This window comes from Mesorhizobium sp. AA22 (genome assembly GCF_001672375.2).
Taxonomy (GTDB): Bacteria; Pseudomonadota; Alphaproteobacteria; order Rhizobiales; family Rhizobiaceae; genus Mesorhizobium; species Mesorhizobium wenxiniae.
In genome coordinates this window covers 4644850-4670126 of record NZ_CP048406.1, presented here as the reverse complement: position 1 = coordinate 4670126, position 25277 = coordinate 4644850, and the positions used below count along the sequence as shown (strand labels likewise).

General features: G+C 62.7%; 24 protein-coding genes. 16 read left to right on the top strand and 8 right to left on the bottom strand.

The window, feature by feature from the left end; translation table 11 throughout:
• Nucleotides 1–18: 18 nt before the first annotated feature.
• From fabG to gmk, 6 genes are all read left to right on the top strand, one after another.
• The gene (fabG, locus tag A9K68_RS22575; RefSeq protein ID WP_095519611.1) at nucleotides 19–756 is read left to right on the top strand and encodes a 3-oxoacyl-[acyl-carrier-protein] reductase; all 738 of its coding nucleotides are present in this window, start codon (nucleotides 19–21) and stop codon (nucleotides 754–756) included.
• A 189-nt stretch (nucleotides 757–945) separates the two neighbouring features.
• Complete coding sequence (locus tag A9K68_RS22570; RefSeq protein ID WP_006203723.1) at nucleotides 946–1182, top strand: acyl carrier protein; 237 nt, start codon at nucleotides 946–948, stop codon at nucleotides 1180–1182.
• Nucleotides 1183–1216: 34 nt separating this feature from the next.
• A complete protein-coding gene (gene fabF / locus A9K68_RS22565; RefSeq protein WP_065008927.1) occupies nucleotides 1217–2479 on the top strand; it encodes a beta-ketoacyl-ACP synthase II in 1263 nt (420 codons plus the stop codon).
• 102 nt (nucleotides 2480–2581) lie between these two features.
• Entirely contained in the window at nucleotides 2582–3820 is a 1239-nt protein-coding gene (gene mltG / locus A9K68_RS22560; protein ID WP_065008928.1) for an endolytic transglycosylase MltG, read from the top strand.
• A gap of 177 nt (nucleotides 3821–3997) precedes the next feature.
• A complete protein-coding gene (locus A9K68_RS22555; RefSeq protein WP_065009005.1) occupies nucleotides 3998–4888 on the top strand; it encodes a YicC/YloC family endoribonuclease in 891 nt (296 codons plus the stop codon).
• A gap of 5 nt (nucleotides 4889–4893) precedes the next feature.
• A complete protein-coding gene (gene gmk, locus A9K68_RS22550) occupies nucleotides 4894–5568 on the top strand; it encodes a guanylate kinase (protein WP_027152668.1) in 675 nt (224 codons plus the stop codon).
• A 16-nt stretch (nucleotides 5569–5584) separates the two neighbouring features.
• On the opposite strand, the gene rsmA is transcribed toward gmk, so the two are convergent.
• The 6 genes from rsmA to lptF all read right to left on the bottom strand — a co-directional run bounded on the left by rsmA (nucleotide 5585) and on the right by lptF (nucleotide 13364).
• On the bottom strand, nucleotides 5585–6424 hold the full coding sequence (gene rsmA / locus A9K68_RS22545; RefSeq protein ID WP_065008929.1) for a 16S rRNA (adenine(1518)-N(6)/adenine(1519)-N(6))-dimethyltransferase RsmA: 840 nt from the start codon (nucleotides 6422–6424) through the stop codon (nucleotides 5585–5587).
• Between the two features lie 22 nt (nucleotides 6425–6446).
• Nucleotides 6447–7481, bottom strand: a complete 1035-nt coding sequence (gene pdxA, locus A9K68_RS22540) for a 4-hydroxythreonine-4-phosphate dehydrogenase PdxA (RefSeq protein WP_065008930.1) — start codon at nucleotides 7479–7481, stop codon at nucleotides 6447–6449.
• Nucleotides 7478–8410: a peptidylprolyl isomerase gene (locus tag A9K68_RS22535; RefSeq protein ID WP_065008931.1), complete on the bottom strand. Its 933-nt coding sequence runs from the start codon at nucleotides 8408–8410 to the stop codon at nucleotides 7478–7480. Before A9K68_RS22535 ends, pdxA begins: the two co-directional genes overlap by 4 nt.
• A 235-nt stretch (nucleotides 8411–8645) precedes the next feature.
• Complete coding sequence (locus A9K68_RS22530; RefSeq protein ID WP_246811212.1) at nucleotides 8646–10934, bottom strand: LPS-assembly protein LptD; 2289 nt, start codon at nucleotides 10932–10934, stop codon at nucleotides 8646–8648.
• 128 nt (nucleotides 10935–11062) lie between these two features.
• The gene (lptG, locus tag A9K68_RS22525; RefSeq protein WP_065008933.1) at nucleotides 11063–12145 is read right to left on the bottom strand and encodes an LPS export ABC transporter permease LptG; all 1083 of its coding nucleotides are present in this window, start codon (nucleotides 12143–12145) and stop codon (nucleotides 11063–11065) included.
• Between the two features lie 16 nt (nucleotides 12146–12161).
• Nucleotides 12162–13364, bottom strand: coding sequence for an LPS export ABC transporter permease LptF (lptF, locus tag A9K68_RS22520; protein WP_065009006.1), 1203 nt, complete (start codon nucleotides 13362–13364; stop codon nucleotides 12162–12164).
• A gap of 144 nt (nucleotides 13365–13508) precedes the next feature.
• Here lptF and A9K68_RS22515 point away from each other — a divergent pair, with 144 nt between their 5' ends.
• The 3 genes from A9K68_RS22515 (at nucleotide 13509) to A9K68_RS22505 (ending at nucleotide 16299) form a co-directional block, all read left to right on the top strand.
• Complete coding sequence (locus A9K68_RS22515) at nucleotides 13509–13700, top strand: hypothetical protein (RefSeq protein ID WP_065008934.1); 192 nt, start codon at nucleotides 13509–13511, stop codon at nucleotides 13698–13700.
• 618 nt (nucleotides 13701–14318) lie between these two features.
• Nucleotides 14319–15830: a leucyl aminopeptidase gene (locus A9K68_RS22510; RefSeq protein WP_065009007.1), complete on the top strand. Its 1512-nt coding sequence runs from the start codon at nucleotides 14319–14321 to the stop codon at nucleotides 15828–15830.
• Between the two features lie 19 nt (nucleotides 15831–15849).
• Nucleotides 15850–16299, top strand: coding sequence for a DNA polymerase III subunit chi (locus tag A9K68_RS22505; protein WP_065008935.1), 450 nt, complete (start codon nucleotides 15850–15852; stop codon nucleotides 16297–16299).
• 129 nt (nucleotides 16300–16428) lie between these two features.
• Here the strand turns inward: A9K68_RS22505 and A9K68_RS22500 are convergent, their stop codons facing one another.
• Both A9K68_RS22500 and A9K68_RS22495 read right to left on the bottom strand, forming a co-directional pair.
• Nucleotides 16429–17151, bottom strand: a complete 723-nt coding sequence (locus A9K68_RS22500; RefSeq protein ID WP_065009008.1) for a haloacid dehalogenase type II — start codon at nucleotides 17149–17151, stop codon at nucleotides 16429–16431.
• Nucleotides 17152–17334: 183 nt separating this feature from the next.
• The gene (locus A9K68_RS22495; RefSeq protein WP_065008936.1) at nucleotides 17335–17823 is read right to left on the bottom strand and encodes a RidA family protein; all 489 of its coding nucleotides are present in this window, start codon (nucleotides 17821–17823) and stop codon (nucleotides 17335–17337) included.
• A gap of 193 nt (nucleotides 17824–18016) precedes the next feature.
• On the opposite strand from A9K68_RS22495, the gene A9K68_RS22490 reads away from it, so the two are divergent.
• The 7 genes from A9K68_RS22490 (at nucleotide 18017) to ugpC (ending at nucleotide 25143) form a co-directional block, all read left to right on the top strand.
• Nucleotides 18017–18709, top strand: a complete 693-nt coding sequence (locus A9K68_RS22490; RefSeq protein WP_065009009.1) for a TetR/AcrR family transcriptional regulator C-terminal domain-containing protein — start codon at nucleotides 18017–18019, stop codon at nucleotides 18707–18709.
• Between the two features lie 232 nt (nucleotides 18710–18941).
• Nucleotides 18942–19682: a FadR/GntR family transcriptional regulator gene (locus A9K68_RS22485; RefSeq protein ID WP_065008937.1), complete on the top strand. Its 741-nt coding sequence runs from the start codon at nucleotides 18942–18944 to the stop codon at nucleotides 19680–19682.
• The gene (locus A9K68_RS22480) at nucleotides 19679–20854 is read left to right on the top strand and encodes a PLP-dependent transferase (RefSeq protein WP_065008938.1); all 1176 of its coding nucleotides are present in this window, start codon (nucleotides 19679–19681) and stop codon (nucleotides 20852–20854) included. The genes A9K68_RS22485 and A9K68_RS22480 overlap by 4 nt, the downstream gene beginning before the upstream one ends.
• 26 nt (nucleotides 20855–20880) lie before the next feature.
• Nucleotides 20881–22140, top strand: coding sequence for a sugar ABC transporter substrate-binding protein (locus A9K68_RS22475; RefSeq protein ID WP_029354364.1), 1260 nt, complete (start codon nucleotides 20881–20883; stop codon nucleotides 22138–22140).
• Between the two features lie 103 nt (nucleotides 22141–22243).
• Nucleotides 22244–23179: a sugar ABC transporter permease gene (locus tag A9K68_RS22470; RefSeq protein ID WP_029354362.1), complete on the top strand. Its 936-nt coding sequence runs from the start codon at nucleotides 22244–22246 to the stop codon at nucleotides 23177–23179.
• Nucleotides 23180–23198: 19 nt separating this feature from the next.
• Nucleotides 23199–24032 carry a carbohydrate ABC transporter permease gene (locus tag A9K68_RS22465; RefSeq protein ID WP_065008939.1) on the top strand — a complete coding sequence of 278 codons (834 nt, stop codon included), beginning with the start codon at nucleotides 23199–23201 and terminating at the stop codon, nucleotides 24030–24032.
• 10 nt (nucleotides 24033–24042) lie between these two features.
• Complete coding sequence (ugpC, locus tag A9K68_RS22460) at nucleotides 24043–25143, top strand: sn-glycerol-3-phosphate ABC transporter ATP-binding protein UgpC (RefSeq protein WP_065008940.1); 1101 nt, start codon at nucleotides 24043–24045, stop codon at nucleotides 25141–25143.
• Nucleotides 25144–25277: the final 134 nt, after the last annotated feature.

The following is a 25277-nucleotide window of genomic DNA, read 5'->3' as shown; positions in this document are numbered from 1 at the left end:
TAGATCAGGAGACAAGACATGTTCGAATTGACCGGCCGCAAGGCCCTCGTCACAGGCGCATCGGGAGGCATCGGCGAGGCGATCGCCAGGGTGCTGCATGCGCAGGGCGCCGTCGTCGGCCTGCACGGCACCCGCGTCGAAAAGCTGGAGACGCTGGCGACCGAACTCGGCGACCGGGTCAAGCTGTTCCCGGCGAACCTTTCCAATCGCGACGAGGTCAAGGCGCTCGGCCAGAAGGTCGAGGCCGATCTCGAAGGCGTCGACATTCTCGTCAACAATGCCGGCATCACCAAGGACGGTCTGTTCGTACGCATGGCGGACGCCGACTGGGATACGGTGCTCGAGGTCAATCTGACCGCCGTGTTCCGCCTGACCCGCGAACTCACCCATCCGATGATGCGGCGCCGGCATGGCCGCATCATCAACATCACCTCCGTGGTTGGCGTCACCGGCAATCCCGGCCAGACCAATTACTGCGCCTCCAAGGCCGGCATGATCGGCTTTTCCAAGTCGCTGGCGCAGGAGATCGCCACCCGCAAAATCACGGTCAACTGCGTCGCCCCCGGCTTCATCGAATCGGCGATGACCGACAAGCTCAACGACAAGCAGAAAGATGCGATCATGGCGGCGATCCCGACACGGCGCATGGGCACCAGCGCCGAAGTCGCTTCGGCCGTCGCCTATCTCGCTTCCAACGAAGCTGCCTATGTCACCGGCCAGACCATTCACGTGAATGGCGGCATGGCGATGATTTGACAGTTGCGGGAAAACACCCCTTTTCGCCTTGGACCCAGGCCGATTTTCGTGTAATGCGGCCCGCAACCCGGCGGTTCGGGCAAAAACCGGTCCGGTGCCGTTGCGTTTCCGACAGGACCATCTTTCAGCTTGATTAGCGGCATTCCGCCCGCTAACGAAGACAGACAAACAAAAGACGAGGATGCCCAAATGAGTGACACCGCAGAGCGCGTCAAGAAGATCGTTATCGAGCACCTTGGCGTCGATGCCGACAAGGTGACGGAGCAGGCGAGCTTCATCGATGATCTGGGCGCGGACAGTCTCGACACGGTCGAACTCGTCATGGCGTTCGAAGAAGAATTCGGCGTCGAGATCCCGGACGATGCGGCCGAAACCATCCTGACTGTTGGCGATGCGGTGAAGTACATCGATAAGGCTTCGGCCTGACGCTATTTGCAGTCACCAGCGAGGAGGACCTGCGATGAGGCGTGTCGTCGTCACGGGCCTTGGGCTGCTTTCGCCGTTCGGCGTGGGTTTCGAGCATGGCTGGAAGGAGCTCCTGACCGGCCGCAGCGCAGCCAAGCGCATCACCGAGTTCGAGGTGGAGGATCTTGCCTGCAAGGTCGCCCACGTCGTTCCCCGCGGCAATGGTGAGAACGCCACCTTCAATCCCGAGGCCGTTCTCGAGCCGAAGGAACTGCGCAAGATCGGTGACTTCATCCTCTACGGGATCGCGGCCGCCGACGAGGCGCTGAAGGATTCGGGGTGGGCGCCGAAGTCCCATGAGGAGCAGTGCGCCACCGGCGTGCTGATCGGCTCCGGCATCGGCGGCATCGAAGGCATCGCCGAGAACGCGATGATCCTGAAGGAGCGCGGTCCGCGCCGCATCAGCCCGTTCTTTATCCCCGGCCAGATCATCAATCTCGTCTCCGGTCAGGTTTCGATCCGGCATGGGCTGAAAGGCCCCAACCACGCCGTCGTCACCGCTTGCTCCACCGGCGCGCATGCCATCGGCGATGCAGCTCGGCTGATCATGTGGGGCGATGCTGACGTGATGGTCGCAGGCGGCGCGGAAGCGCCGGTGACCCGGCTGTCGATCGCCGGTTTCGCCGCTTGCCGGGCGCTGTCGACCGACCGCAACGAAGCTCCGGAAACGGCCTCGCGTCCCTATGACCGTGACCGCGACGGCTTCGTCATGGGCGAGGGCGCCGGCGTCGTCATTCTGGAGGAGCTGGAACACGCCAAGGCGCGCGGCGCCAAGATCTATGCCGAGGTCACCGGTTACGGCTTGACCGGCGATGCCTATCACATCACCGCGCCGGCCGAAGATGGCGACGGCGCCTTCCGCTGCATGGTTGCGGCGCTGAACCGGGCCAAGCTGACGCCCGCAGACGTCGACTACATCAATGCGCACGGCACCTCGACCATGGCCGACACGATCGAGCTCGGCGCGGTCGAGCGGCTGGTCGGCAACGCTGCGTCGAAAATATCGATGTCGTCGACCAAGTCGTCGATAGGCCATCTTCTGGGTGCAGCGGGCGCCGCCGAGGCGATCTTTTCGATCCTCGCCATTCGCGACAACATCGCGCCGGCCACCATCAATCTCGACAACCCGGATCGAGAGACGGCGATCGACCTGGTGCCGCACAAGCCGCGCTCCCGCCAGATCGACGTGGCGCTGTCCAATTCCTTCGGCTTCGGCGGCACCAACGCCTCGCTGGTCTTCCAGCGCTACAATGGCTGACCGGTCCGCTGGCCGGCACGGCGTATGCGTGCCGTCAATTTTGCCATATTCGCCCCTACTCTGCCCAAGGGGATTCGTTGCAAGACCAAACGGTAGGGCGCCATGAACACGAATGCGGCGGACAACGGGGAATTCGGGCAACGGTCCACACCGTCGAGTCCGATTGTGCCGAAGACGGCCAGCGAGGCATTGCGGCCCGAAGCCGGCACGCCGCCGCCCAAGCGCTCCCGCGCCTCGCGCAGCCAGTTCGTTGTGTTCATGAACTTCGTCATCTCCTTGGTGATGCTGTTGATTCTGGCGGCCGGTTTCGCATTGTATTTCGGCAAGCAGGAATTCAACGAGCCCGGCCCGTCTGCCAATGCCGACACCTTCCTGGTCAAGCCGAACACCGGCGTCCAGGAAATTGCAGAGCAGCTCGAGCGGCGCGGACTGATCAGCGACGCGCGCATCTTCCGCCTTGGCGTGCGTGCCTTTGGCAATGATTCTGCCCTGAAGGCCGGCGAATACGAGATCAAGCCGCAGGCCTCCATGCGCGACATCATGGAGTTGCTGAAGAGCGGCAAGTCGGTGATGTATTCGCTGACCGTCCCCGAGGGACTGACGGTCGAGCAGGCGCTGCAGCGCATCGCAGAGCAGGCAGCGCTCGACGGCGATATGCCGGCGACCATTCCACCCGAGGGCAGTCTTGCTACCGACACGCTGCGTTTCACCCGCGGCGCGACACGCCAGCAGATGGTCGACAAGCTTTTGGCGGATCAGAAGAAGCTGGTCGAGGAAGTCTGGCAGCGGCGCGCCCCCGATCTGCCTCTGGCCAGTGTGGATGACTTCGTCACCCTGGCTTCGATCGTCGAGAAGGAGACGGGCAAGGGCGACGAACGCTCACGCGTCGCCGCCGTCTTCCTCAACCGGTTGGCCAAGGGCATGCGGCTGCAGTCCGATCCGACCATTATCTACGGCCTGTTCGGCGGCAAAGGCAAACCCGCCGACCGCCCAATCTATCAGTCGGACATCAAGAAGCCGACGCCCTACAACACTTATCTGATCAACGGCTTGCCGCCGACGCCGATCGCCAATCCCGGCCGTGCGGCACTGGAAGCCGTGGCCAATCCGTCGAAGACCGACGACCTGTATTTCGTTGCCGACGGCACCGGCGGTCATGTCTTTGCCGCGACGCTCGCCGAGCACAACGAGAACGTCGCCCGCTACCGGGCGCTGCAGAAGAAGCTGGCCGATGATGCTGCCAAGGCCGGAACTGCCGAGGCCGACGCCGCCAAGGTGGAAGGTCAGACCGAGGCGCCGGTGGACGGCGGCGACGATGGCGACGCGGGAGCGGCGCAGTAGCGCCGGACGGTTCTGGGGTCGTCCCTCCGATTCGTTTGACGGCAGGGACGTGCTTGATTTTGTGATCATGAGCGCCTTGCGTCCGATTCGGCGCGAAGGCGCTCCGGCATTGTGAAGCCGCGCATGTCTGGCCGGAACCGCTTCCGGGATCATGCGCCAGGGGGAAGCAAGGGCATCATGAATTTGCAGAGCATGACCGGTTTTGCACGGGCCGTCGCCGAACATGACGGCACGTCGATCGCCTGGGAGGTCAAGTCGGTCAACGGCAAAAGTGTCGAGGTCAGGCTGCGGCTGCCGCAGGGCCTCGAGCGGCTCGAGCCGGCCGTCAGGCAGACAGTGCAAAAGCGCTTTGCGCGCGGCAATTTCCAGGCAACGCTGACCGTCAGCCGTGCCGCCGGCCAGCAGGCGCAGCCCGTGGTCAACGAGGCCTTCCTAAGGGATCTGGCCGGGTTGGCGAAGCGGCTGCAGGAGCAGTTCGGCGCAGCGCCTGCGACAGCCGATGGGCTGCTTTCGCTACGCGGCGTGCTCGACATCCCCGAAACCACCGAAACCGAAGAGGCGCGGGCGGCGCTCGACAGCGCGATTCTCTCGGCGCTCGAAGTGGCGATGGGCGGGCTGGAGCAGGCACGCCAGGGCGAGGGCGCCGCCCTACGCTCGCTGCTGTCCGGCCATATCGACGCTATCGAGGCGCTGACGGTGCGCGCCGAGGCCGATCCGTCGCGCGATCCGACGGTGATTCGGGACCGGATTGCCGAGCAGGTTCGGCTGCTGATGGATGCCTCCGCCAATCTCGACGCCAGCCGGTTGCATATGGAGGCGGCGTTCCTAGCCACCAAGGCCGACATCCGCGAGGAGATCGACCGGCTGAAGACGCATGTGGCGTCCGGTCGGGTGCTGCTGGCAGGCGGCGGCGCCATCGGCCGCAAGCTCGATTTTCTGGCGCAGGAATTCAACCGCGAATCGAATACGCTGTGTTCGAAGTCGAACGCCGCTGCGGTCACTGCCATAGGGCTGGAGCTGAAGGCGGTCGTCGACCAGTTTCGCGAACAGGTCCAGAATCTGGAGTAACCCTGATGGTCGCCAAGGAGCCTATGGTTGCCAGGGATTTGGGTTCCCGCATTCGCCGCCGGGGTCTTATGCTCGTGCTGTCGTCGCCGTCCGGCGCCGGCAAGTCGACGATCGCGCGCAATCTTCTGGAAAGCGATTCCAGTCTCGAACTGTCGGTCTCCGTCACCACGCGGCCGCGCCGCGGCAGCGAGATCGAAGGCGTCCACTATCATTTCCGGACCATGCGCGAGTTCGAGCGGCTGCGCGATTCAGACGAACTGCTCGAATGGGCCGAAGTGCATGGCAATTGCTATGCGACGCCGCGTGAACCGGCCGAACTGGCGCTGGCACAGGGCCGCGACATGCTGTTCGACATCGACTGGCAGGGCGCCCAGCAGCTCAAGGAGAAGATGCGCGCCGACATCGTCTCGATCTTCATCCTGCCGCCCTCGATGAAAGAATTGAAGGCGCGGCTGAAGCGCCGCGCCGAGGACCAGGAATCGGTGATCGAGACGCGTCTGAAAAACGCCCGCAACGAGATCGAGCACTGGAAGGAATATGATTTCGTCATCATCAATGACGATCTCGACCGCGCCTTCGCCGAAGTGCGCGGCATCGTCATCGCCGAACGGCTCAGACGCGACCGCCGGCCCGGTCTATTCGATTTCGTCTCGGGGCTGCTCGACGAGAAGACGGATTAGGGGCGCGCCCGCGCAGTTACACTGCGTTGGCCAGTCGTACGAACTCCTCGACGTCAAGCGTTTCGGCGCGCCGGGTCGGATCGATGCCGGCGCGAGTGAGCAGGGCTTCGCCGCCGAGGCTCTTGACGCTCTGCCGCAGCATTTTGCGGCGCTGGCCGAAGGCCGCTTCGGTGACGCGGCCGAGCTTCTTGACCTCGGTGGGCAGGGGACTTGCCCGCGGCACCAGATGCACCACCGACGACACCACCTTGGGCGGCGGCGTGAACGCTTGCGGCGGCACGTCGAAAGCGATTTTTGCCTCCGTCCGCCAGCCTGCCAGCACGCCCAGCCGGCCATAGGCGTCGCTGCCGGGGCGGGCGACGATGCGCTCAGCCACCTCGCGCTGGAACATCAGCGTCATCGATGCGTAGAAGGGCGGCCACTCGGCGACGGTCAGCCAGCGTATCAAGAGCTCGGTGCCGATATTGTAGGGCAGGTTGGCGACGATCCTCACAGATCCGTTGCCCCCATGTGGCCCTTTGGCAAGCGCCGCAAAATCCGTCTTCAGCGCATCGCCGGCAATGACCTCGAGCCCGCCCGGATAGTGGTCCGACACCTCCGCAAGCGCTGCCAGGCAACGCTCGTCGCGCTCGATGGCGATGACCCGAGCAGCGCCGTGGGACAGCAGCGCCCGGGTCAGCCCACCGGGACCCGGACCGACCTCGATCACCGTGGCGCCCGTCAGGTCGCCGGCGGCGCGCGCGATCTTGCCGGTCAGATTGAGGTCGAGCAGAAAATTCTGACCGAGCGCCTTTTTCGCCTGCAACCCATGGCGTTCGATCACCGCGCGCAACGGCGGCAGCCCGTCGATGCTCATGCGGCCGCTCTCATGCAAAGCCTCATGCGGCGGCAGCCTTCGTCCCGATGTCGGCAAGCCTGCCGGCGAGCCTGAGCGCCGCGATCAGACTGTCGGCACGGGCTATGCCCTTGCCGGCGATATCGAAGGCGGTGCCGTGATCCGGTGAGGTGCGGATGAAGGGTAGGCCGAGCGTAACGTTGACCGCCTCGTCGAACGCCAGCGCCTTGGCCGGGATCAGCGCCTGGTCATGATACATGCACAGCGCCACATCGTAGCCGGCTCGGGCGCGGGCATGGAACAGCGTGTCGGCCGGCAGCGGCCCGAAAGCGTCGATGCCCTCCGCCCTCAGCCTGTCGATCGCCGGGCGGATGATGCGCTCGTCCTCGGCGCCCATCGCGCCGCCTTCGCCGGCATGCGGATTGAGGCCGGCAACGGCAAGCCGCGGCTTGGCAATGCCGAAGCGATGTTCGAGGTCGGCGGCGGTGATGCGGGCGGCCGCGACGACCAACTCCGTGGTCAGCGCTTTCGGCACCTCGCGCAGCGCAATGTGGATGGTGACCGGAACCGTGCGCAACTCGGGGCCGGCAAGCATCATCACCGGCATCGCTTCTGCGCCGGTGTGGAGTGTCGCCAGATGCGCCAGATATTCGGTATGGCCGGGGAAACGGAAGCCGGCATCGTAGAGCGGCTTCTTGGCGATCGGGCAGGTGACGACTGCCGCCGCGCGGCCGCCAAGGCAGTCGTCAACAGCGCGGTCAATGGCCTCGATGATGCCGGCGGCGTTGGCTGGGTCCGGCCGGCCAGTGCTGTCGACGAAGCGGGCGACTAGGGGCACGACGGGCAGGGCGCGTGCAAAGACGCGCGCCGCTTTGGCTGGTATCGTCTCCGTGATTGGCACATCGGCGCCGAGCAAGCGCGCCCGTGCGGCAATCAACGCCGGATCGGCGATAAGATAGAAGGGCGGCACACCGGCGCTGTCGCGCGCTCGCCAGGCGGCAATGGCGATTTCCGGCCCGACGCCGGATGGATCGCCGACGCTCAGCGCCAGCGGAAGCTCTGCCTCTGGCGACTTCAGCGCTCGACGATGCGGGCTTTCTTCCGCAACTCCTCGACATACTTGTTGGAGAGCTCGTCGGCGTCCTTGCCGCTCGAGCCTTCGCTCTGGAACACCATCTGGGCGGCCTTGTCGTCGGACACTTCGCGCGACGAGCAGATGCCGATGAACTCGACGCCGCGGTCGGTCTCGCGCGTGGGGGTGGCGCCGCCGACCTTGGTGGCCTTGATCTGGTCGGCCCAGTCCGGCGGCAATTGCGGCGCCAGTATCCGGCCGAGATCGCGAACGGTGACGTCGATCAGGCCCTTGGCAAATTCGCGCGAGGTGTTGCAGCTGTTGAAGCGGGCGCGCATGGCATCGGCTTCGCGCTTGCGCTTGGACAGCGTAGCGCTGCGCTCGGCCGCCGGCACGACGAAAATGACCTGTTGCAGCATGTACTCCATGGCGGTCGGCTTGGTGCCGCCATTGTCGAGCATGCGCCTGACCACGTCCTGCTCGCTCAACGCGCCGCCGCTCTTGGAGCGATGGCGCGCGGTCAGCGCCTGGTTCCAGGCCATCTGGGAGCGGATGAACTCCTTGAAATGTTCCTTGCCGACGCCGGACTGCGCCATGACGCCATCGAGTTGTTTGAGCTGCATCTTGTTGGTCGTGGCAAAGCGCTGATAGGCAGCGTCGACCTGGGCGTCGCTGATGCGGATGCCGAGACGCCTGGCTTCGGCGACGCGCAGCGTCTGCTCGATCATTTCCTCGGCAGCGTCGCCTTTCTTGCGCTGCAGGCGCAGGAAGGCAGCCCGATGCTGGATGTCGCCGGTCGTGATCGGTACGTTGTTGACGACGTATTTGATCTGGCTGGCGAAGGCCGGCGGCGTAATCACTGTGATCGAGGCCGAGGTTGCCGCCACCAGCAGCGCGAACCCTGCCGAAAAGAGGTATTTCCTCATCGAAAGCATCCCAATTTTATCTCGGTTCCGGCCCAATTCTATCCCATTTTGAGGGAGCTGGAATCCGTGCCTGCCCTATGCGGCGAAACGATGTCGTTAGACGCGATGTGGGTTCACTTGGACACACAAGATACCCTCTAACACTTTGAATCACGCATCGTGCTTTCCGAAAAGCAATTCCGATTTTCGGGCCGATGCGTTCGCCGGCCGCCGTTCCGCCCGTCCGTTGTTGGCCGGTCGCCTGCTACTGGACAGCGTTGAAGGAGCTTTGTGTCGAGCCGAAATCGCCGAGCGTGCGGAACGACAGGTTGAAACCGATGTTCTGCGACACTTCCTTGGTGCTCAGATCGCGGGATTCCGAGAATGTCATCAAGTAGGTGAAACACGAATCGCTATAGGCAAAGCCGACCCCGTCCTTGACCAGGACACTTTGCTCCAGATCGTAGGTGCCGGTACCGAAGACACGCCAGTTCTCTGCAAGTTGCGTCGAGGCGCCAAGCGTGACCTCGTGACGATCGGTCGTGAAGCCATAGAGCGGCTGCGCCTGGATGAAGGCGTATTTGGCGCTGAACGAAATCGGCAGGCCGGAATAGGCTGCCTTGACCTCGGCGCGGCGAACCTCGAAGCTCTGCTCGTCGAAACGGCCGCTGATCGAGCCGGAAAGCCCGCTGGGGCTGTTGAAGCCGACGAGACCGACATAATCGGAGGTCGCGGTCTCAAGGCCCGAATCGGCGCCGACGTTGACCAGGTCCGGCGCGGCGAAGGAGTTCTGGCCGTCAAGCTGGTAGGATTGGCCGAACAGCGCGTTGGTGCTCCAGCCATTGTCATAGGCGCCGGAATAGCGCAGCCCGACATTGGCGCGCGTGCCGCCTTCCAAGCGGTCGTAACCGGAGAACTTGTCGCGCTCGAACAATGTTGTGGCGTCAAAGACGAAGCTCTGCGCGTCCTCGTTGGGAACAGCGAGGCCGCCGACATATTGCTCGTTCGGACGCACGAACACCTGCGCCATCGGCTCGAAGATGTGGCTGGAACTGGTCGACGAGAACAGCACCGGCCAACGCATTTCCAGCCCGGCGGTCGCCATGAAGCGGGCGAGCGACGATCGCATATCGTCGTCGACGCCGAGATTAGACGCCATCTGATTGAGGGCATTGAGCGATCCCGAAGAGGCTTTGACATAGCCGGCGTCGCCGCGCAGCGCCAGCAGCGGCGTCAGCAGCAGCCCGCCATCGGTGGTGAAGGTGCGTTTCCATTCCGCTTCGGCGGTGAGACGGCCCGACTGGCCCTCGATGCCGCGTACACTGGTCACGGACGCAGCGTTGTTCGGATCGGCAAGGACCCTGTCCAGCCTGTCGCGGCTGATGGCCTGCGCGTTGACATTGAACGACAACTGCCCGCCGCCCACCGCCATGTCTGGGATGTAGGCGTAGTCGAGCGAGGGCAGCACCCAGGGCTGCTTGCCGGCGCGCGCGGTCGGATCGTCAGAGAGCGTCTCTTCCTGGACCTCGAAGCGCATGGCGCGCACGTCGAAATAGTTGCGACCGTTGAGGCCGGTCAGGTAGATCGAGGAGCGATGCACGCTGTCGTTGAAGTCTTCGATGGCGTAGGTGCGCGAGAAGTTCTTGTCGGTCTGCAGCAGGACATCCCAGCCGAAGTCCCAGCGCGGATTGATGGCGAACTGGCCCTTGGTGCCCATCATGCCGCGGAATTTGTTCGGGTCGCCGGCCGCTCCCGAATCGACATTGTGCCCGTCGCTGTCGATGAACTCGTCGGGATCCACTTGCCGGATGCCGGCGATCTTCAGGCTGTACTGGCCGTTGTTGAAGCGCTGACGCCACTCGGCTTCGCCGAGAAAGCCCTGCTTGGTGTAGCCGCTGCCGGTGACGGTGAGATCGTAGGTTGGTGAGAGAGCGAAATAATAGGGGACTTTGACGCCGACGCCGAGATCGCTCTTGTAGGAGATGCCAGGGATCAGGAAGCCGCTCTTGCGCTTGACGGTCGGATCGGCAATCTCGAAAGCCGGCAGATAGGCGAGCGGAAAGCCGAAGAACTCGAAATTCGAATTCTCGAAGCGAACCGTCTTCTTCTCGCCGTTCCAGATGATTTTTCTGGCCTTGATGCGCCAGGTCGGCGCTTTGTCGGGTTTGTCCTCGCACGGCTCACAGGCCGTGTAGACGCCGTTGTGGAACGTCGTCAGCACGCCGCCCATGCGTTCCGCGCTTTCGGCGGCGAAATAGGCCTTGTCGACGGTTTCGACACGCAGCGCGTTGACGAAGCCGTCGGCGAAATCGTCGGTGATGTCGACGTGCTGCGAATAGATCTTGGTGCCGTCGCTGTTGACGACCTCGACATTGCCGCTGGCGACGAGCCGCTTGGTGTTGCGATTGTATTCGACCCGCTGGGCGACGAGGCGGTTGCCGCCATAGTCGATCTGCACGCCGCCGACGGCCGTCACTGTCTGGTTGTCGTTGTCATAGACCAGCGTATCTGCCGCCAGCAGCATTTGCGAGCCGGCGGGCACGTCGGCTGCCATGTCGCTGATATCCTGGGCAAAAGCCGGGATGCTCGGGACGACACAAGCGAGCAGGCATGCCAAGGCGCTCGCCCCATAGAGGCGCGCCGAACCGGCCTGCCTATGGATGCGCAAAGCCGCCCCCCTCACTAGCCGTCTTCCTTGTACAGCAAGAAAGTCACCCCGAAGAACATAGCCACGACAACCGGAACCCATGCAGCCACGACTGTGGGTACGAATCCCGCCACGCCGAATGCCTTGACCAGCACCGTCACGACATAAAGCAGAAACCCGGCCAGGACGCCACCCAGAATCATCGTCCCGGATTGTCCCATCCTCGCAAATCGCATCGACACCGTTGCGGCGATCAGCGTCATGGCGACGAGAAGGAACGGCAGCGCCACCAGCGAATCGAACTGCATGGCAAAGGCATTTGCCTTGAGGCCGAAGGAGCGGGCAACCTCGATCTTGCCGGGCAGATCGTAAAAAGGGATGGTTTCGGGGCGCGCCAGCCGCTCTTGCACGAATTCGGGCTTGAGATTGGTCGGCACCCGGTCGCTTGCCGCCGATTGGATATTGCCGTCCCGGAAAACCTTGACGTCCTGCAGTTCCCAGTAGCCATCCCGCAAAAAGGCGTGCGCCGCGTCCTTGCGTTCGACGATGTCGCCTTGCGGGTTGAGGACGAAGAAGACGGCATCGGCCATCTCCAGGCCCTGATTGAGAATGGCGCGCGCGCCGATGATGGTATCGCCGGAACTGGTCTTCTGCCGGATCCAGGGCTCGGCGTCGGCCGAGACGGTGTTCGACTTGCCGGAGCGGAGCTGGGTTTCGATTTTTTCGGACCAGGAAAACGCATGCGCGGCGATCGGATTGATGACGCCGACCGACAACACCCCGAACAGCAGCGCCCCGATGCAGCACGGCAGCAGGAACTGCCAGGCGGACACGCCGGCGGAACGCGCGATGACCAGTTCATACCTGCGATTGAGCGAGACCAGTGTCGCCATCGCCGAGAACAGGCCGACGAACGGCACCGTCTGCAGCATGATCATCGGCATCCGCAACCCTGAAATGGCGAACGCCGTGCCGTAGGTGAAACCCGGCAAGCCGGTCGTGCGGCCGGAAAGTTCGGTGAAGTCGATCAGGAACACAAGCGCCAGCAGGCCGATGAAGAACCAGATGGTGATCGTCACGTAGCGGAAGAAGAAGTATCTACCCAGAGTCCAGCCCATTAGCGTATCCAGCCCATTAGCCGGCCCCTTGGCCAGAAGCGCCGCGCCTGGCGAAGCGGAGCTTCAGGGCGCTCCAGCCGTCACTGAAGCGGCCGGCGAAATTCGTCATCCAGTCGGCCCAGGCGACCGGCAGTTCCATGGTCCGGTTGGAGACGATGAACCATGTCGCGACCGCGGACGCCACGATAGGAACGCCGTAGACCATATAGGCGTATTGCGGAACGTTGTCGGCCTTGCCGGCGGCAAAGAAACCGAGCCAACGCACGAAAAGCGCAATCGCGATCGACGTGATCAGCGGATGAATGCGCGCCTCGCGATGGGAGCGCGCGTCGCCCGCGACCGCAAGCGCGATCAGCGCGAAGACGAGTGAATAGGACCATTCGGAAAAACGCTGGTTGAGTTCGGCCAGGTACTTGTTCGGCTTTTTCTGGAACACCTTGTCGTTCGGACTGGGATTGAGCAGGTACTGGGTCGTCCGGTCCTTCGGCAAAAGCAATACGTCCGATGAGGCCGACATGAAGGCGGACAGGTCGAAGGCATAGGAGGTGAACCGGATGACCGAAAGATCGCCGGCCAGCGTTTCGCGATGGATAACGCCGTCATTCATCATCAGCACTTTCTCGTCGCCGTTTTCGATGATGGCGCCGGTCTTGGCATAGTAGATGAGGTTGGCGCCTTCTTCGCGCGAATCGGCGACGAAGATGCCGCCGAGGCGGTTGTCCGGAAGCCGCTCGCCAACCTGCAGGAACAGGCCGTCGTCGATCTTGCGGAAGGTGCCTTCCTGGATGATCAGCGACAACAGATCGGCGCGCGACGACGCCACCAGCTCGCGGTTTTTCTGTCGTGCATAGGGATCGACGCCGTTGTCGACGGCGAACGAAAAGACGCTGGCCGCCAGCGCCAGGAACATGATCGGCCTGACGATGGTCCAGCGCGAAGCGCCCGCTGCGTTCAAGACGGCAAGCTCAGAATCGGAATTCATCGCGCTCAGTGTCTGAGCGACCGCGACCGCCAGGGCGAAAGGCACGACGATCGGGACGATCGACGGAATGATCAGCGCAGCGACCTCGAAGAAGGTCAGCACCGACTGCCCGCTGTCGGTGACGAGGTCGATGCGGGCGAGCACCTGCGTCGTCCACACGATCGCCAGCGTCCAGATGAGCGCTGCCAGGAAGACCGCCAACGCACGACGCATGATGTAGCGTTCAACGACCTTCATGAAGGCTTTTCTCGATTTGCCGAACGGCATCATGCCTCCGGACAAGGTAGTCGCCCGGCGACGCCTGTACAACCGGTCCGTTGGCGATTCGATCTGGTTTCCGTCCCACATCGATATTTCCGGTGGGCCGGAGTGTCGGCGGCAATGGATAAGAAAGGGCAAACATCGATGGTTAACAACACGTTGCGGCAGGAAAGCGGGGCCGTGCCGCGACGAATCGTCATCGATTCCATCCGCCATATGGGATCGGATTCTGGCAAAGTCTTGCCAAATGCCGGAAAACGACCAAATGTCGCGCCGATCACCGGTTATGGCCGCCGTGGCTCCGACAGGTAGAGGCATGGAAGCAGAAGTAACAGAATTGCGCAGCCAAACCGGCCAGATTTTTCACGGTGCGTCGTGATCGGCGCCGGCGCAGCGGGGCTGGCCGCCGCCCGTGCGCTGATTAAAGGCTGGCGTACCGACACTTGTCCTGGAAAAGGAAAGCCGGCTTGCCGAACTCTGGTATCGGCGGCACGAACGGTTGCATCTCAACTCGCATCGCGATCTCTCGACACTGCCTGGCGTCGACTATCCCGCTGGCACACCCGCTTTTCCCCACAAAAACGCGGTCGTCCGCCATCTGAACGAGTTCAGCCGGCGCATGGTCTGCCGGTCTGGCTTGGCGTCGCCGTCGAGGAGATCGCGTTCAACGGCGATTACTGGACTGTTGAGACCAGTGCCGGGCGAGGCCGATCCAAAATTGCCCGGCCTGTGGTTTACCGGCATGCGGCCAAGCATTCGCGGTTGCTTCGCCAATGCCCGAATTCAGCCCAACGCAATCACGCAGCAGATCGTCAGGCAGGGGCGATGATTCAAATTTGGGGTGGTGCTTCCGGTCGGAAACAGCCAAATAGCTAGTTTCATCAAGGCACTCTCCCAAAAACCCAACGCCGTTCCCGAAAGCAGGACATGATGACTTCGAGACCTTCGATTGCCTTCGCCAAATTCGCAGCGCCTAAAAAGGGCAGTGTCTTCGTGCTGGCGGCCAACGATGCCGGTCTCGGCGACGCGGCAAAGGCTTGCGATCCGGCAAAGACGCTGGAGCGCGCGTTCCCGGTGGCCGACTTTTCCGGCAAATTCGCCGGCCTGGTCGAAGTGCTGGCACCCGAGGGCACATCGCTCGACCGGCTGGTGGCGGTCGGCGCCGGCAAGGTCTCGGGGCTCGACGATCATGCCTGGCTCAAGCTTGGCGGTACGATCACTACATCCTTTCGCAAGGCGACGGAGGTGGCCGTCGTGCTCGACCTGCCCGGTGCTGACGTCGGCGGCAGGCAAGCGGCACAGCTTGCCGCGGGCATTCTTCTGCGCAGCTATGCTTTCGACAAGTACAAGACGAAAAAGGAAAATGGCGACGGCCAGCGCGACGGCAAGACGACCGAGCCTAAAAAGCCGGTCAAGGTGACCATCCACACCACCGATCCGGCGGCGGCGAAAAAGGCCTTCGCCGACGAGGTGGCGGTGATCGACGGGGTGCTCCTGGCGCGCGATCTGGTCAACGAACCGGCCAATGTACTCGGGCCGGTGGAATTCGCCGCCCGCGTCAACGAACTGGAAGCGCTCGGCGTCACGGTCGAGATCCTGGTCGAGAAGGAGATGAAGAAGCTCGGCATGGGCGCGCTGCTCGGCGTCGCGCAAGGCTCGCCGCGTGGAGCCCGCCTGGCCATCATGCGATGGAACGGCGGCAAGGCCAAGGACAGCCCGATTGCTTTCGTCGGCAAAGGCGTCACCTTCGACACCGGCGGCAATTCGATAAAGACGGCCTCCGGAATGGAGGACATGAAGGGCGATATGGGCGGCGCTGCCGCGGTCACCGGGCTGATGCACGCGCTGGCCGCCCGCAAGGCGAAGGCCAATGTCGTCGGCATCGTCGGGCTGGTGGAAAATGCCGTAGACGGCCATGCGCAGCGCCCCGGCGATATCGTCACCTCGATGTCGGGCCTGACCATCGAGGTGCTCAATACCGACGCCGAAGGCCGCCTCGTTCTGGCCGATGCGCTGTGGTACTGCAACGATCGCTTCCAGCCGAAATTCATGGTCAACCTGGCGACGCTGACCGGCGCCATCATGGTCGCGCTGGGCCAGCACTATGCCGGCCTGTTCTCCAACAATGATGAACTGGCGAACAGGCTGACGAGCGCCGGGCAGTCGACGCAGGAACGAGTGTGGCGGATGCCGCTCGGCACCGAATATGACAAGCTGATCGACTCGAAAAATGCGGACATGAAGAATATCGGCGGCCGCTATGGCGGCGCCATCATCGCGGCGCAGTTCCTGCAGCGCTTCGTGAAGGATACGCCCTGGGCGCATCTCGACATCGCCGGCACCGCAATCGGCGCGCCGTCCAGCGAGATCAACCAGTCATGGGCCTCCGGCTTCGGCGTTAGGCTGCTCGACCGGCTGGTGCGCGACAACTACGAGGGGTGAGGCCTTTCAAGGCGCGATCATGGCCGACGTCCTGTTCTATCACCTGACCGAATCGACGCTGGAGGATGCGCTGCCCGGCCTGCTCGAGCGCAGCGTCGATCGCGGTTGGCGCGCCGTGGTGCAGACCGGCACCGAGGAGCGGCGCGACGCGCTGGACCAGCATCTTTGGATTTTCCGGGACGATTCGTTCCTGGCGCATGCGACCGACCGCGAATCCCACCTGGCCGAGCAGCCGATCCTTTTGACAACCGGCCAGGACAATCCGAACGAAGCGCAGATCCGCTTCCTGGTCGACGGCGCCGTGCCGCCGGAGCTTACCGGTTATGAGCGCGCCGTGTTCCTGTTCGACGGCCACGATGCGGCCCAGGTCGAGGCGGCGCGCACGCACTGGAAAACGATGAAGGAAGCCGGCCACGTGGTCACCTACTGGCAGCAGACTTCAGACCGGCGCTGGGAACGCAAGGCGTAAAGCTGCCGTCTTGGCTATCCTCGACCTGGAGATCAGATCGCTGCGCAATTGGGTCATGACTCCGAGAGAGCATCGGACCGAAATGTGGAAGAACCCTGAAGGGGGTGGTTTGCTGATCGTTGAGAGGCGCTACAACTGAAGCCGTTCAGCCAAGTCAATGAAGTCGCTGGCCACCAGGTCCCAGGCCTGATCTGGGTGCAAGTCCGTGGTCTGCGCTAACCCGTGCTCGGTCGGACGCGGGACAAAGGCTGTTCGTAGTCCGCATGCCCGAGCCGCTGCAAGGTCGCCATTGTGGGCGGCCACAAGACAGATCTCATCCGGCTTCATTGCCAGCACGTCAGCGGTGCGAAGATAAGCTTCCGGCATCGGCTTGTACGCTTGCACGAGTTCGGCGCCGAGGATCGCATCCCAGGGGATACGACTACGCTTCGCCATGTTGAGCATGAGGACGATGTTACCGTTCGAGAGCGGCGCGATGATATAGCGGGCCTTCAGCCGCGTGAGGCCGGCCACCGCGTCCGGCCATGGCTCCAATCGGTGCCATGCCAGGTTCAGTTCGTCCAGTTCGGAGGCTGGCACCGAAGCCGGGTCGATCCCAAATTCCGGCAAAACAGCTTCCAGATTCTCCCGATGCAGCACGTCGAGACGTGTAAAGGGCCGCCGGCCGCTGCGCACCTCCTCCATCGCTGGCGAGTAACGGCGGCGCCACGCATCCGCGAAAGCGGTAGGAACGGCCGTTCCGGCTCCATACCGCTTCAGGAACGGTTCAGCTTCGCGCCCCACGCCGCTGCGCCAATCGACGACAGTGCCGAATACGTCGAACACCAAGGCACGTACACCATCCAAGACCATCACATTCGGCTCCTCGATCCGCACAACTGCATGACCGTCGCATTCGGGTGGCGAGCACCCCTTGCGGCTGTCACAAAAATCGGTCGCGAAACACCACTTTCGCGAGGACATTTGCGACAGGCAAACCATTGACTGGATGGACAGGGTGAACTGTCGCGAAGCTTGCGAAAGGCGATCGGACCACTACTCCAGAATGACGACGGCTTCCACCTCGAAGAGCATGGGGTCAATTGCAAGCTTGGGCACGGGAATCAGGGTCTGCGCCGGCAGCGCTTCGCCGAACATTTTCTTGATGTTTTTGGTCAACACCTCAAGCTTGGACATATCGTGATCGACCACGAAGACCGTGAGCTTTGCGACCTGATCCGGTCTGGCACCGAGCGCATCCAGGGCGGTACGCAAGTTTGCGTAGGCCTGCTCGACCTGGACAGCGAAGTCGGGCGACAAGGCTCCCGTACTGTCTTCGCCGCCCTGTCCGGAGATATAGGCCACCCGGGCTTCGCGGGGCGTGATCACCGCCGTGCTGTAGCCGTTCGGCGACGGGTCGTAGAGGTTTTGTGGATTGACGATGGTCAGCTTGAGATCGTTCTCATTCGCTGTCGTCGCAGTGGGAACTCCCATGGTCATGATGATTAGCCCTCCGGTAAGCAGATGCTTGATTTCGTGTGACATGATTTTCTTTGGCTTCGGACTGCGAGCAACGCACCCTTGCGGCCGATATGATTGAACTTAACCGTATCGCTCATACGATGACTCGTGCGACGTACGAGTCATCGTATGGTACAACGTACGAGTCAATCGTCCAAGATCGACATTCTTTGCGTTGCCGGTCAAAATCGACGTTCTCAACAGCGAGGAAGAGCGGATGGCAGCCAAACGTACCGGCGCCCGGAGCAAACGGTCTCAACCGACAAGTGAGTGGCTCCAGCCAATGCAGGCGCGCAGTGAACCGCCGCTTTCTCGGGAACGCATCGTGGCGACCGCGGTAGAACTGCTGGACGCCCAGGGAGTCGACGGATTGACCATGCGTCGGCTGGCCGATCGCCTCAGCTCGGGCGTGATGAGCCTATATTGGCACGTCGACAACAAAGAGGATGTCTTTGATCTGGCGCTCGACTCGGTGCTCGAATATCGCGGACCGCCACAAATGGGTGAGTCTCAAGACTGGCGCGGAGAAGTCGTTTATATGCTTGAAGACTGGCGCGCCAGCATGCTGCGCCATCCTTGGTCGGCGTCGCTGTTGCCGCGCCGGGCGCTCGGGCCGAACATGCTCAGCCGCCTAGAACTGCTAAGCAAGACCTTGTCCGGAGCCGGTGTAGCGGACGCAGATCTGAACGTCGCGATATGGTCACTCTGGAACTATGTGATGGGCGCCACCCTCACCCGGGCGAGCTTCGACCTCTCGGACGACGACAGGGTCGCCGCGCAGCAGCGCCTTACAAGTCTCAGCGAACGCTACCCGACAGTCGAACGCTCTCGTCTGCTGTTGGACAACGATTGGGACGGCGCTTTCCGGAAAGGCCTCGGCTTTCTGCTCGATGGCCTCTCTCCAAGATGAGGCTGAACGGTAGCTTTGGACTCAAAGCGACTGTCGCAAAATCCCGATTAGAGCGACAGTTTTGCACCTGATTTTTTTGCGACGTCGCAGAAGAAGCCTTTGCGTCAAGGTTTATGGTTCCACGGTGGGTCGTGAGCCGAAATGCAAGCTGAGACACTGCCCGGGCACTTGACGAAAGGTCGGCCGCGCGCAATTCTGCTAAGATGTCAGACCAATTTTGGGCGTAGGCACCATGCGAGCGCGCGGCGAACTGCCCGGGGCACCCGCCACGCGTGTGGCAATCGCCACGCTCCCGCCGTTGGACCGCGGCAAGCAGGTTATGGAAGCGCTAGCCGACTATGTCGAGCGCGCTGCGCTGAAGAGCGGTGACCGGCTTCCGACCGAACGCGAATTGATGGCCGCGCTTTCCGTCGGGCGCTCGACGATACGCGAGGCGATGGGGCGTTTCGAGGCGCTCGGCGTCACCGAGACCCGCAAAGGCAGCGGCACGTATCTGCTGAAGCCGATATCCGCCGGCACGATCCATTTGCCGCTGTCGCTCGATACGGCAGAACTGCGCGATGGCCTCTTGCACACCCTCGAGGTACGCCGCGGCATCGAGGCCGAGGCAAGCATGGTCGCGGCGCGGCGGCGGACAGTCGACGATCTGCGGACGATCGAGGAAAAACTCATCGAGATGGAGCGCGTCCATCTCGCCACCGGCACGTCGGGTCCGGAAGACTTGGCCTTTCACCTGGCCGTCTACGACGCCACGCACAACCCGCTTTTCCGCCAACTCCTGGGGCAGATGCGCGAAGCGTTCGAGCGCTTCTGGGACCATCCTTTCGACCGGCAGGATTTCGCGCGGCGATCGTTCCCGTATCACCGCGAGCTGTTCGATGCCATCATCGCCAGGAACGCGGAGCTGGCGCGCGGAAAAACGCTGAAGATCCTCGAGATCGTGGAAGAGGATATCGAGGAAATGTCGAAATGAACGGTGCCGATTTTTTCGACCAGGCGTCGCTGATCGCCGCCCATGACGAGGGCAACGCCTTCGATGCCGTCGTTCCGCCGATCGTGCAGACCTCGCTCTTCACCTTCCCGAACTATGACGAGATGCTCGAGACATACCGCGGCGAAAAAGTGCGGCCGACCTACACGCGCGGGCTGAACCCGACCGTGCGCATGTTCGAGGAAATGTTGGCAAAACTGGAGCGCGCTGAGGACGCCATCGGTTTTGCGAGCGGCATGTCCGCCATCTCATCGGCAGTGCTGAGCTTCGTCGAACCGGGCGACCGCATTGTCGCGGTCAGGCATATCTACCCGGACGCGTTCCGGCTGTTCGGGACGCTGCTCGCGCGCATGCGCGTCGAGGTGACCTATGTCGACGGGCGCGACGAGGCGGCTGTCGCGAGCGCCCTGCCTGGCGCCAAGCTGTTCTATATGGAAAGCCCCACCAGCTGGGTCATGGAAACGCATGACATCGGTGCGCTCGCTGCGCTGGCAAAGTCCCGCGACATCCCGACCATCATCGACAACAGCTGGGCCAGCCCGGTCTTCCAGCGCCCGCTGTCGCTCGGTGTGGACGTTGTGGTCCACTCCGCATCCAAGTATCTGGGTGGCCACAGCGATGTCGTGGCCGGGGTGGTGGCGGGCTCGAAGGACTTGATCGGCCGCATCCGCGGCGAAGCCTATCCATATCTCGGCGGCAAGCTGTCGCCATTCGACGCCTGGCTCTTGATCCGCGGCTTGCGCACGCTGCCGATCCGGATGCGCGCGCATCAGGCCTCCGGCCTCGAAATCGCACGGCGCCTGCAGGATCATCCGATCGTGGAGAAGGTCTGTCATCCGGGGTTGGCCAACCAGCTTCCTGCGGGGCTCACCGGCACGTCGGGCCTGTTCTCATTTGTCTTCCGCGACGGCATCGATATCCGCACGTTTGCCGACCGCCTCAAGCTGTTCAAGCTGGGCGTTTCCTGGGGCGGCCACGAAAGCCTCATTGTGCCCGGCGAGGTCGTGCTGCAGCAGAAGGCCCAACCTAATTCCGCGATGGCGTTCGGCGTCCATCCGCGGTCCGTGCGTCTCCATGTCGGCCTTGAGGGAACCGAGGCGCTGTGGAGTGACCTGGAAACGGCGATCGACGCCGCGTCCGAAGAAAAGACCTGAAGCAACCAGACAAGAAGGGAACGGAAATGAAGAAGCTTCTTATCGCCGCATTCGCCACCGTACTGATGTCGGGTGCTGCACTCGCCGACACGACGCTGAAGCTCGTGGAGGTGATCACCAGCCCCGAGCGCACCGAAACCCTGAAATCGATCGTCTCCAAATTCGAGGCTGCCAACCCGGGCACGAAGGTCGAAATCATCTCACTGCCCTGGGGCGAGGCGTTCCAGAAATTCGCGACCATGGTGTCCGCCGGCGAAATCCCCGACGTCATGGAGATGCCGGACACCTGGCTCTCGCTCTATGCCAACAACGGCCTTCTCGAAAGCCTCGAACCCTATCTTGCCAAATGGGAGCACACCTCGGGCCTCACCGATCGCGCGCTTGAACTCGGCCGCGACGTGAACAACACTGCCTACATGCTGCCCTACGGCTTCTATCTCCGGGCGATGTTCTACAACAAGAAGCTGTTCCAGGAGGCTGGTGTCGCCGAGCCGCCCAAGACGATGGACGAGTTCGTGGCGGCGTCGGAGAAAGTTTCCAAGCTTCCGGGCAAATATGGCTACTGCCTGCGCGGCGGGCCGGGCGGCCTCAACGGCTGGATTATGTTCGGCGCAACGATGGCCGGGTCCAACAAATTCTTCAACGACGACGGCACCTCGACGATGAACAGCGAGGGCTGGATCAAGGGACTGACCTGGGTCGTCGATCTCTACAAGAAGGGATTGGCACCGAAGGACAGCGTCAACTGGGGTTTTAACGAAATCGTCGCCGGATTCTACACCGGCACTTGCGCAATGCTTGATCAGGATCCGGACGCACTGATCGCGATAGCCGAGCGGATGAAGCCGGAAGACTACGGTGTCACGACCATGCCGAAGGGGCCTGGCGGCAAGACGTTCCCGACCATCGGCTATGCCGGTTGGTCGATGATGGCGGCCAGCCAGAACAAGGACCTGTCCTGGAAGCTGATCGAAACGCTCGAAGGGCCCGAGGGCAACGTCGAGTGGAACAAGCGCACTGGAGCGCTGCCGGTCCACAAGTCGGCCGAAAAGGATCCCTTTTACTCAAGCGAGCAGTTCAAGGGCTGGTTCGCCGAACTCGAGGACAAGGATGCAGTGCCGACGGTCATGCCGACCTATCTCGAGGAGTTCGCCTTCTTCAAGGACTCGATGGTCATCAAGACCAGTCAACAGGCCCTGCTCGGCGATATCACACCCGAGGAAATGGCCAACCAGTGGGCCGACTATCTGACCAAGGCGCAGCAGAAACACCTGGCCAAGAAATAAACGGCGGACCGAGAGCATCGGAGCCGCCCATCGTGGGCGGCTCCGATACATCTCGTCCATGGTCGATTGGAAGGATGGCCAATTGGAACGAAAGCGTTAGCTGATGGTTTTTGACGCCACCGCCGGGTTCACGGAATCGCGCCGCCGGTCGCTGGTCGACCGAATCACGCGCCATGCCGAGCCGTATCTTTACACCGCCCCGGCGCTGATTCTGATCGTCACCATCATGCTGGCGCCGCTGGTGCTAGGCCTGTCCTACGCCTTCCGCGACGTGCACTTGCTCAACCCGTTCTCTGGCGGCTATGTCGGGCTCGATCATTTTCGCACCCTCTATGACGACGAAAATTTCTATCGGGCGCTGCGCAACACGCTGTGGTGGACCGGCGCATCCGTCTTCCTGCAATTCGTGTTCGGCCTGGTCCTGGCGCTGTTGCTCGACCGGCCGTTTGCCGGCCGCGCCATCGCGCAGGCGCTGGTGTTCCTGCCCTGGGCGGTGCCGACCTTCCTCACCGGGCTCAACTGGGCGTGGCTGTTCAACCCCGTCATCGGACCGCTGCCGCATTGGCTTTATGCGCTCGGCCTGATGAGTGAGCCGGCCAACATCCTTTCCAATCCGCAGCTCGCCATGTGGGGACCGATCATCGCCAACGTCTGGTGGGGCATTCCCTTCTTCGCCATCACGCTGCTGGCGGCGCTCCAGGCCATCCCGCGCGACCTCTACGAGGCGGCGGCGATCGACGGCGCCGGTGCGGTCAGGCGGTTCACGTCGATAACGTTGCCATTCCTTGCGCCGACCATTGCGATCACCGTGCTGTTGCGCACCGTCTGGATCGCGAACTTCGCCGACCTGATCATCGTCATGACCAGCGGCGGCCCAGCCGACCGCACGCAAATTGTCGCGAGCTACATCTTCACGCAGGCCTTCAGGGCCCTTGATTTCGGCTATGCCTCGGCCATTGCGCTGGTGCTGCTCATTCTGCTGCTCGCCTATTCGATGCTGATCGTCATGCTTCGGCAAGTCCTGATGGATCGGGCTTGATGGATCGGGCGATGACCAGATGAACAGGTATTCGATTTTCGGCACCGCGCTGCATCGCCTGGCGATCCTCTGCTACGTGGTCTTTGCGCTGTTCCCGCTGTTCTGGCTGTTGAAAGTATCGGTGACGCCGAACGACCTGCTCTATTCGGAGGGCGTGCGGATGTGGCCGTCGCGGATGAGCTTTGAACATTTCCGCTTCGTGCTCGCCCACAGCGCATTCCCGGTCTTCTTCAGGAACAGCATGATCGTTGCCGGCGCAACGGCCGTGATCGTGACGCTGCTCGCGTCTCTCTCTGGCTATGCGTTGTCGCGCTTCACCTTCCGCGGCAAATACTGGCTGGTCGCGCTGATGCTGCTCACCCAGATGTTTCCATTGGTGATGCTGGTCGCGCCGATCTTCAAGATGCTCTCGCCGCTCGGGCAGACCAACAGCCTGACCGGGCTGGTCGTCGTCTACACCGCCTTCAACATCCCTTTCGCGACGTTCCTGATGCAGTCGTTTTTCGACGGCATTCCCAAGGAGCTGGAGGAGGCGGCCAAGATCGATGGCGCTACGCAGTTCATGGCATTTCGCCAGATCGTCCTGCCGCTGACGCTGCCGGGCATTGCGGCGACGCTGGGTTTTGTGTTCACCGCCGCATGGAGCGAACTGCTGTTCGCGCTGATGCTGATTTCGGGCAACAGCGCCGCCACGTTTCCGGTCGGTCTGCTCACCTTCGTGTCGAAGTTTTCGGTCGATTTCGGGCAGATGATGGCGGCCGGCGTGCTGGCACTGATCCCGGCCTGCCTCTTCTTCCTGTTCATCCAGCGCTATCTGGTACAGGGCCTGACGGCCGGCGCGGTCAAGGGCTGAGTGAGGTTTCATGGCATCGATCGACATCCGCAACGTCCGCAAGAATTTCGGCATCGTCTCCGTGCTGCACGGCGTCGATCTGGCGATAAAGAACGGCGAGTTCGTGGTGCTGGTGGGCCCGTCGGGCTGCGGCAAGAGCACGCTGCTGCGGATGATCGCCGGGCTCGAGGAGGTGACCGAAGGTGAGATCCGGATCGACGGCATGCGCGTCAATGAGCGGGCGCCCAAGGACCGCGACATTGCCATGGTGTTCCAATCCTACGCGCTCTACCCACACATGAACGTCGCCGAGAACATGAGCTATGGCTTGCGGATCCGGAAGGCCGCCCACGAGAAGATCACAGCCGCTGTCAGCAATGCCGCCCGGAAGCTTGAGCTGCAGCCGCTGCTTGCGCGGCGGCCGAAGGCACTGTCGGGCGGTCAGCGCCAGCGCGTCGCGATGGGCCGCGCGATCGTGCGCCAACCCAAAGCATTCCTGTTCGACGAGCCGCTGTCCAATCTCGACGCGCGCCTGCGTGAGCAGATGCGGGCAGAGATCAAGAAGCTGCACCGCGATCTCGGCGCGACCTCGATCTATGTCACCCACGACCAGATCGAGGCGATGACACTGGCCGACCGGATCGTCGCCATGCATGAGGGCGTGGTGCAGCAGGTCGGCAGCCCGCTGGAGCTTTACGACCGCCCTGCCAACCTGTTCGTGGCCGGCTTCATCGGATCGCCGGCCATGAATTTTCTGTCGGCACGCTATGAGGTCGGCGCAGGCACGGCCGGCGCACGATTGCCTGACGGAACGCTGATTGGGCTTTCGTCTGGTTATCAACTGGAGGAAGGCGCGGCGGTGACGCTCGGCATCCGGCCGGAGCACGTCGAGATGTCGCCGGCCTCGGAGAGCAGCCTGAGGGCGACGGTCGACCTGATCGAGCCGACCGGCTTCGGCATCATCCTGCATCTCGGCCTACACGGCCTGCCATTCAACGTCTTCACGCTCGACCGGGCGGCGCTGACGGCCGGCCCGACGGTGACGGTGGCGTTCCCGCCGCAGCATCTGCATTTGTTCGATGAGACGGGAAAGCGCGCATTGGAATCGAGCCTCCAGAAGGGGAAGGGCTGATCCTCCTTACGATCGCTCAGATCATTCGGATTCTCCCAAAACCGGTTTCCACTTTTCGGTCCCATGTTATTGTCTATCTTGGCACCGCCGAATTCGATACAACGTCCGAGCTCGGCCTCGACATGCTCCTGGAC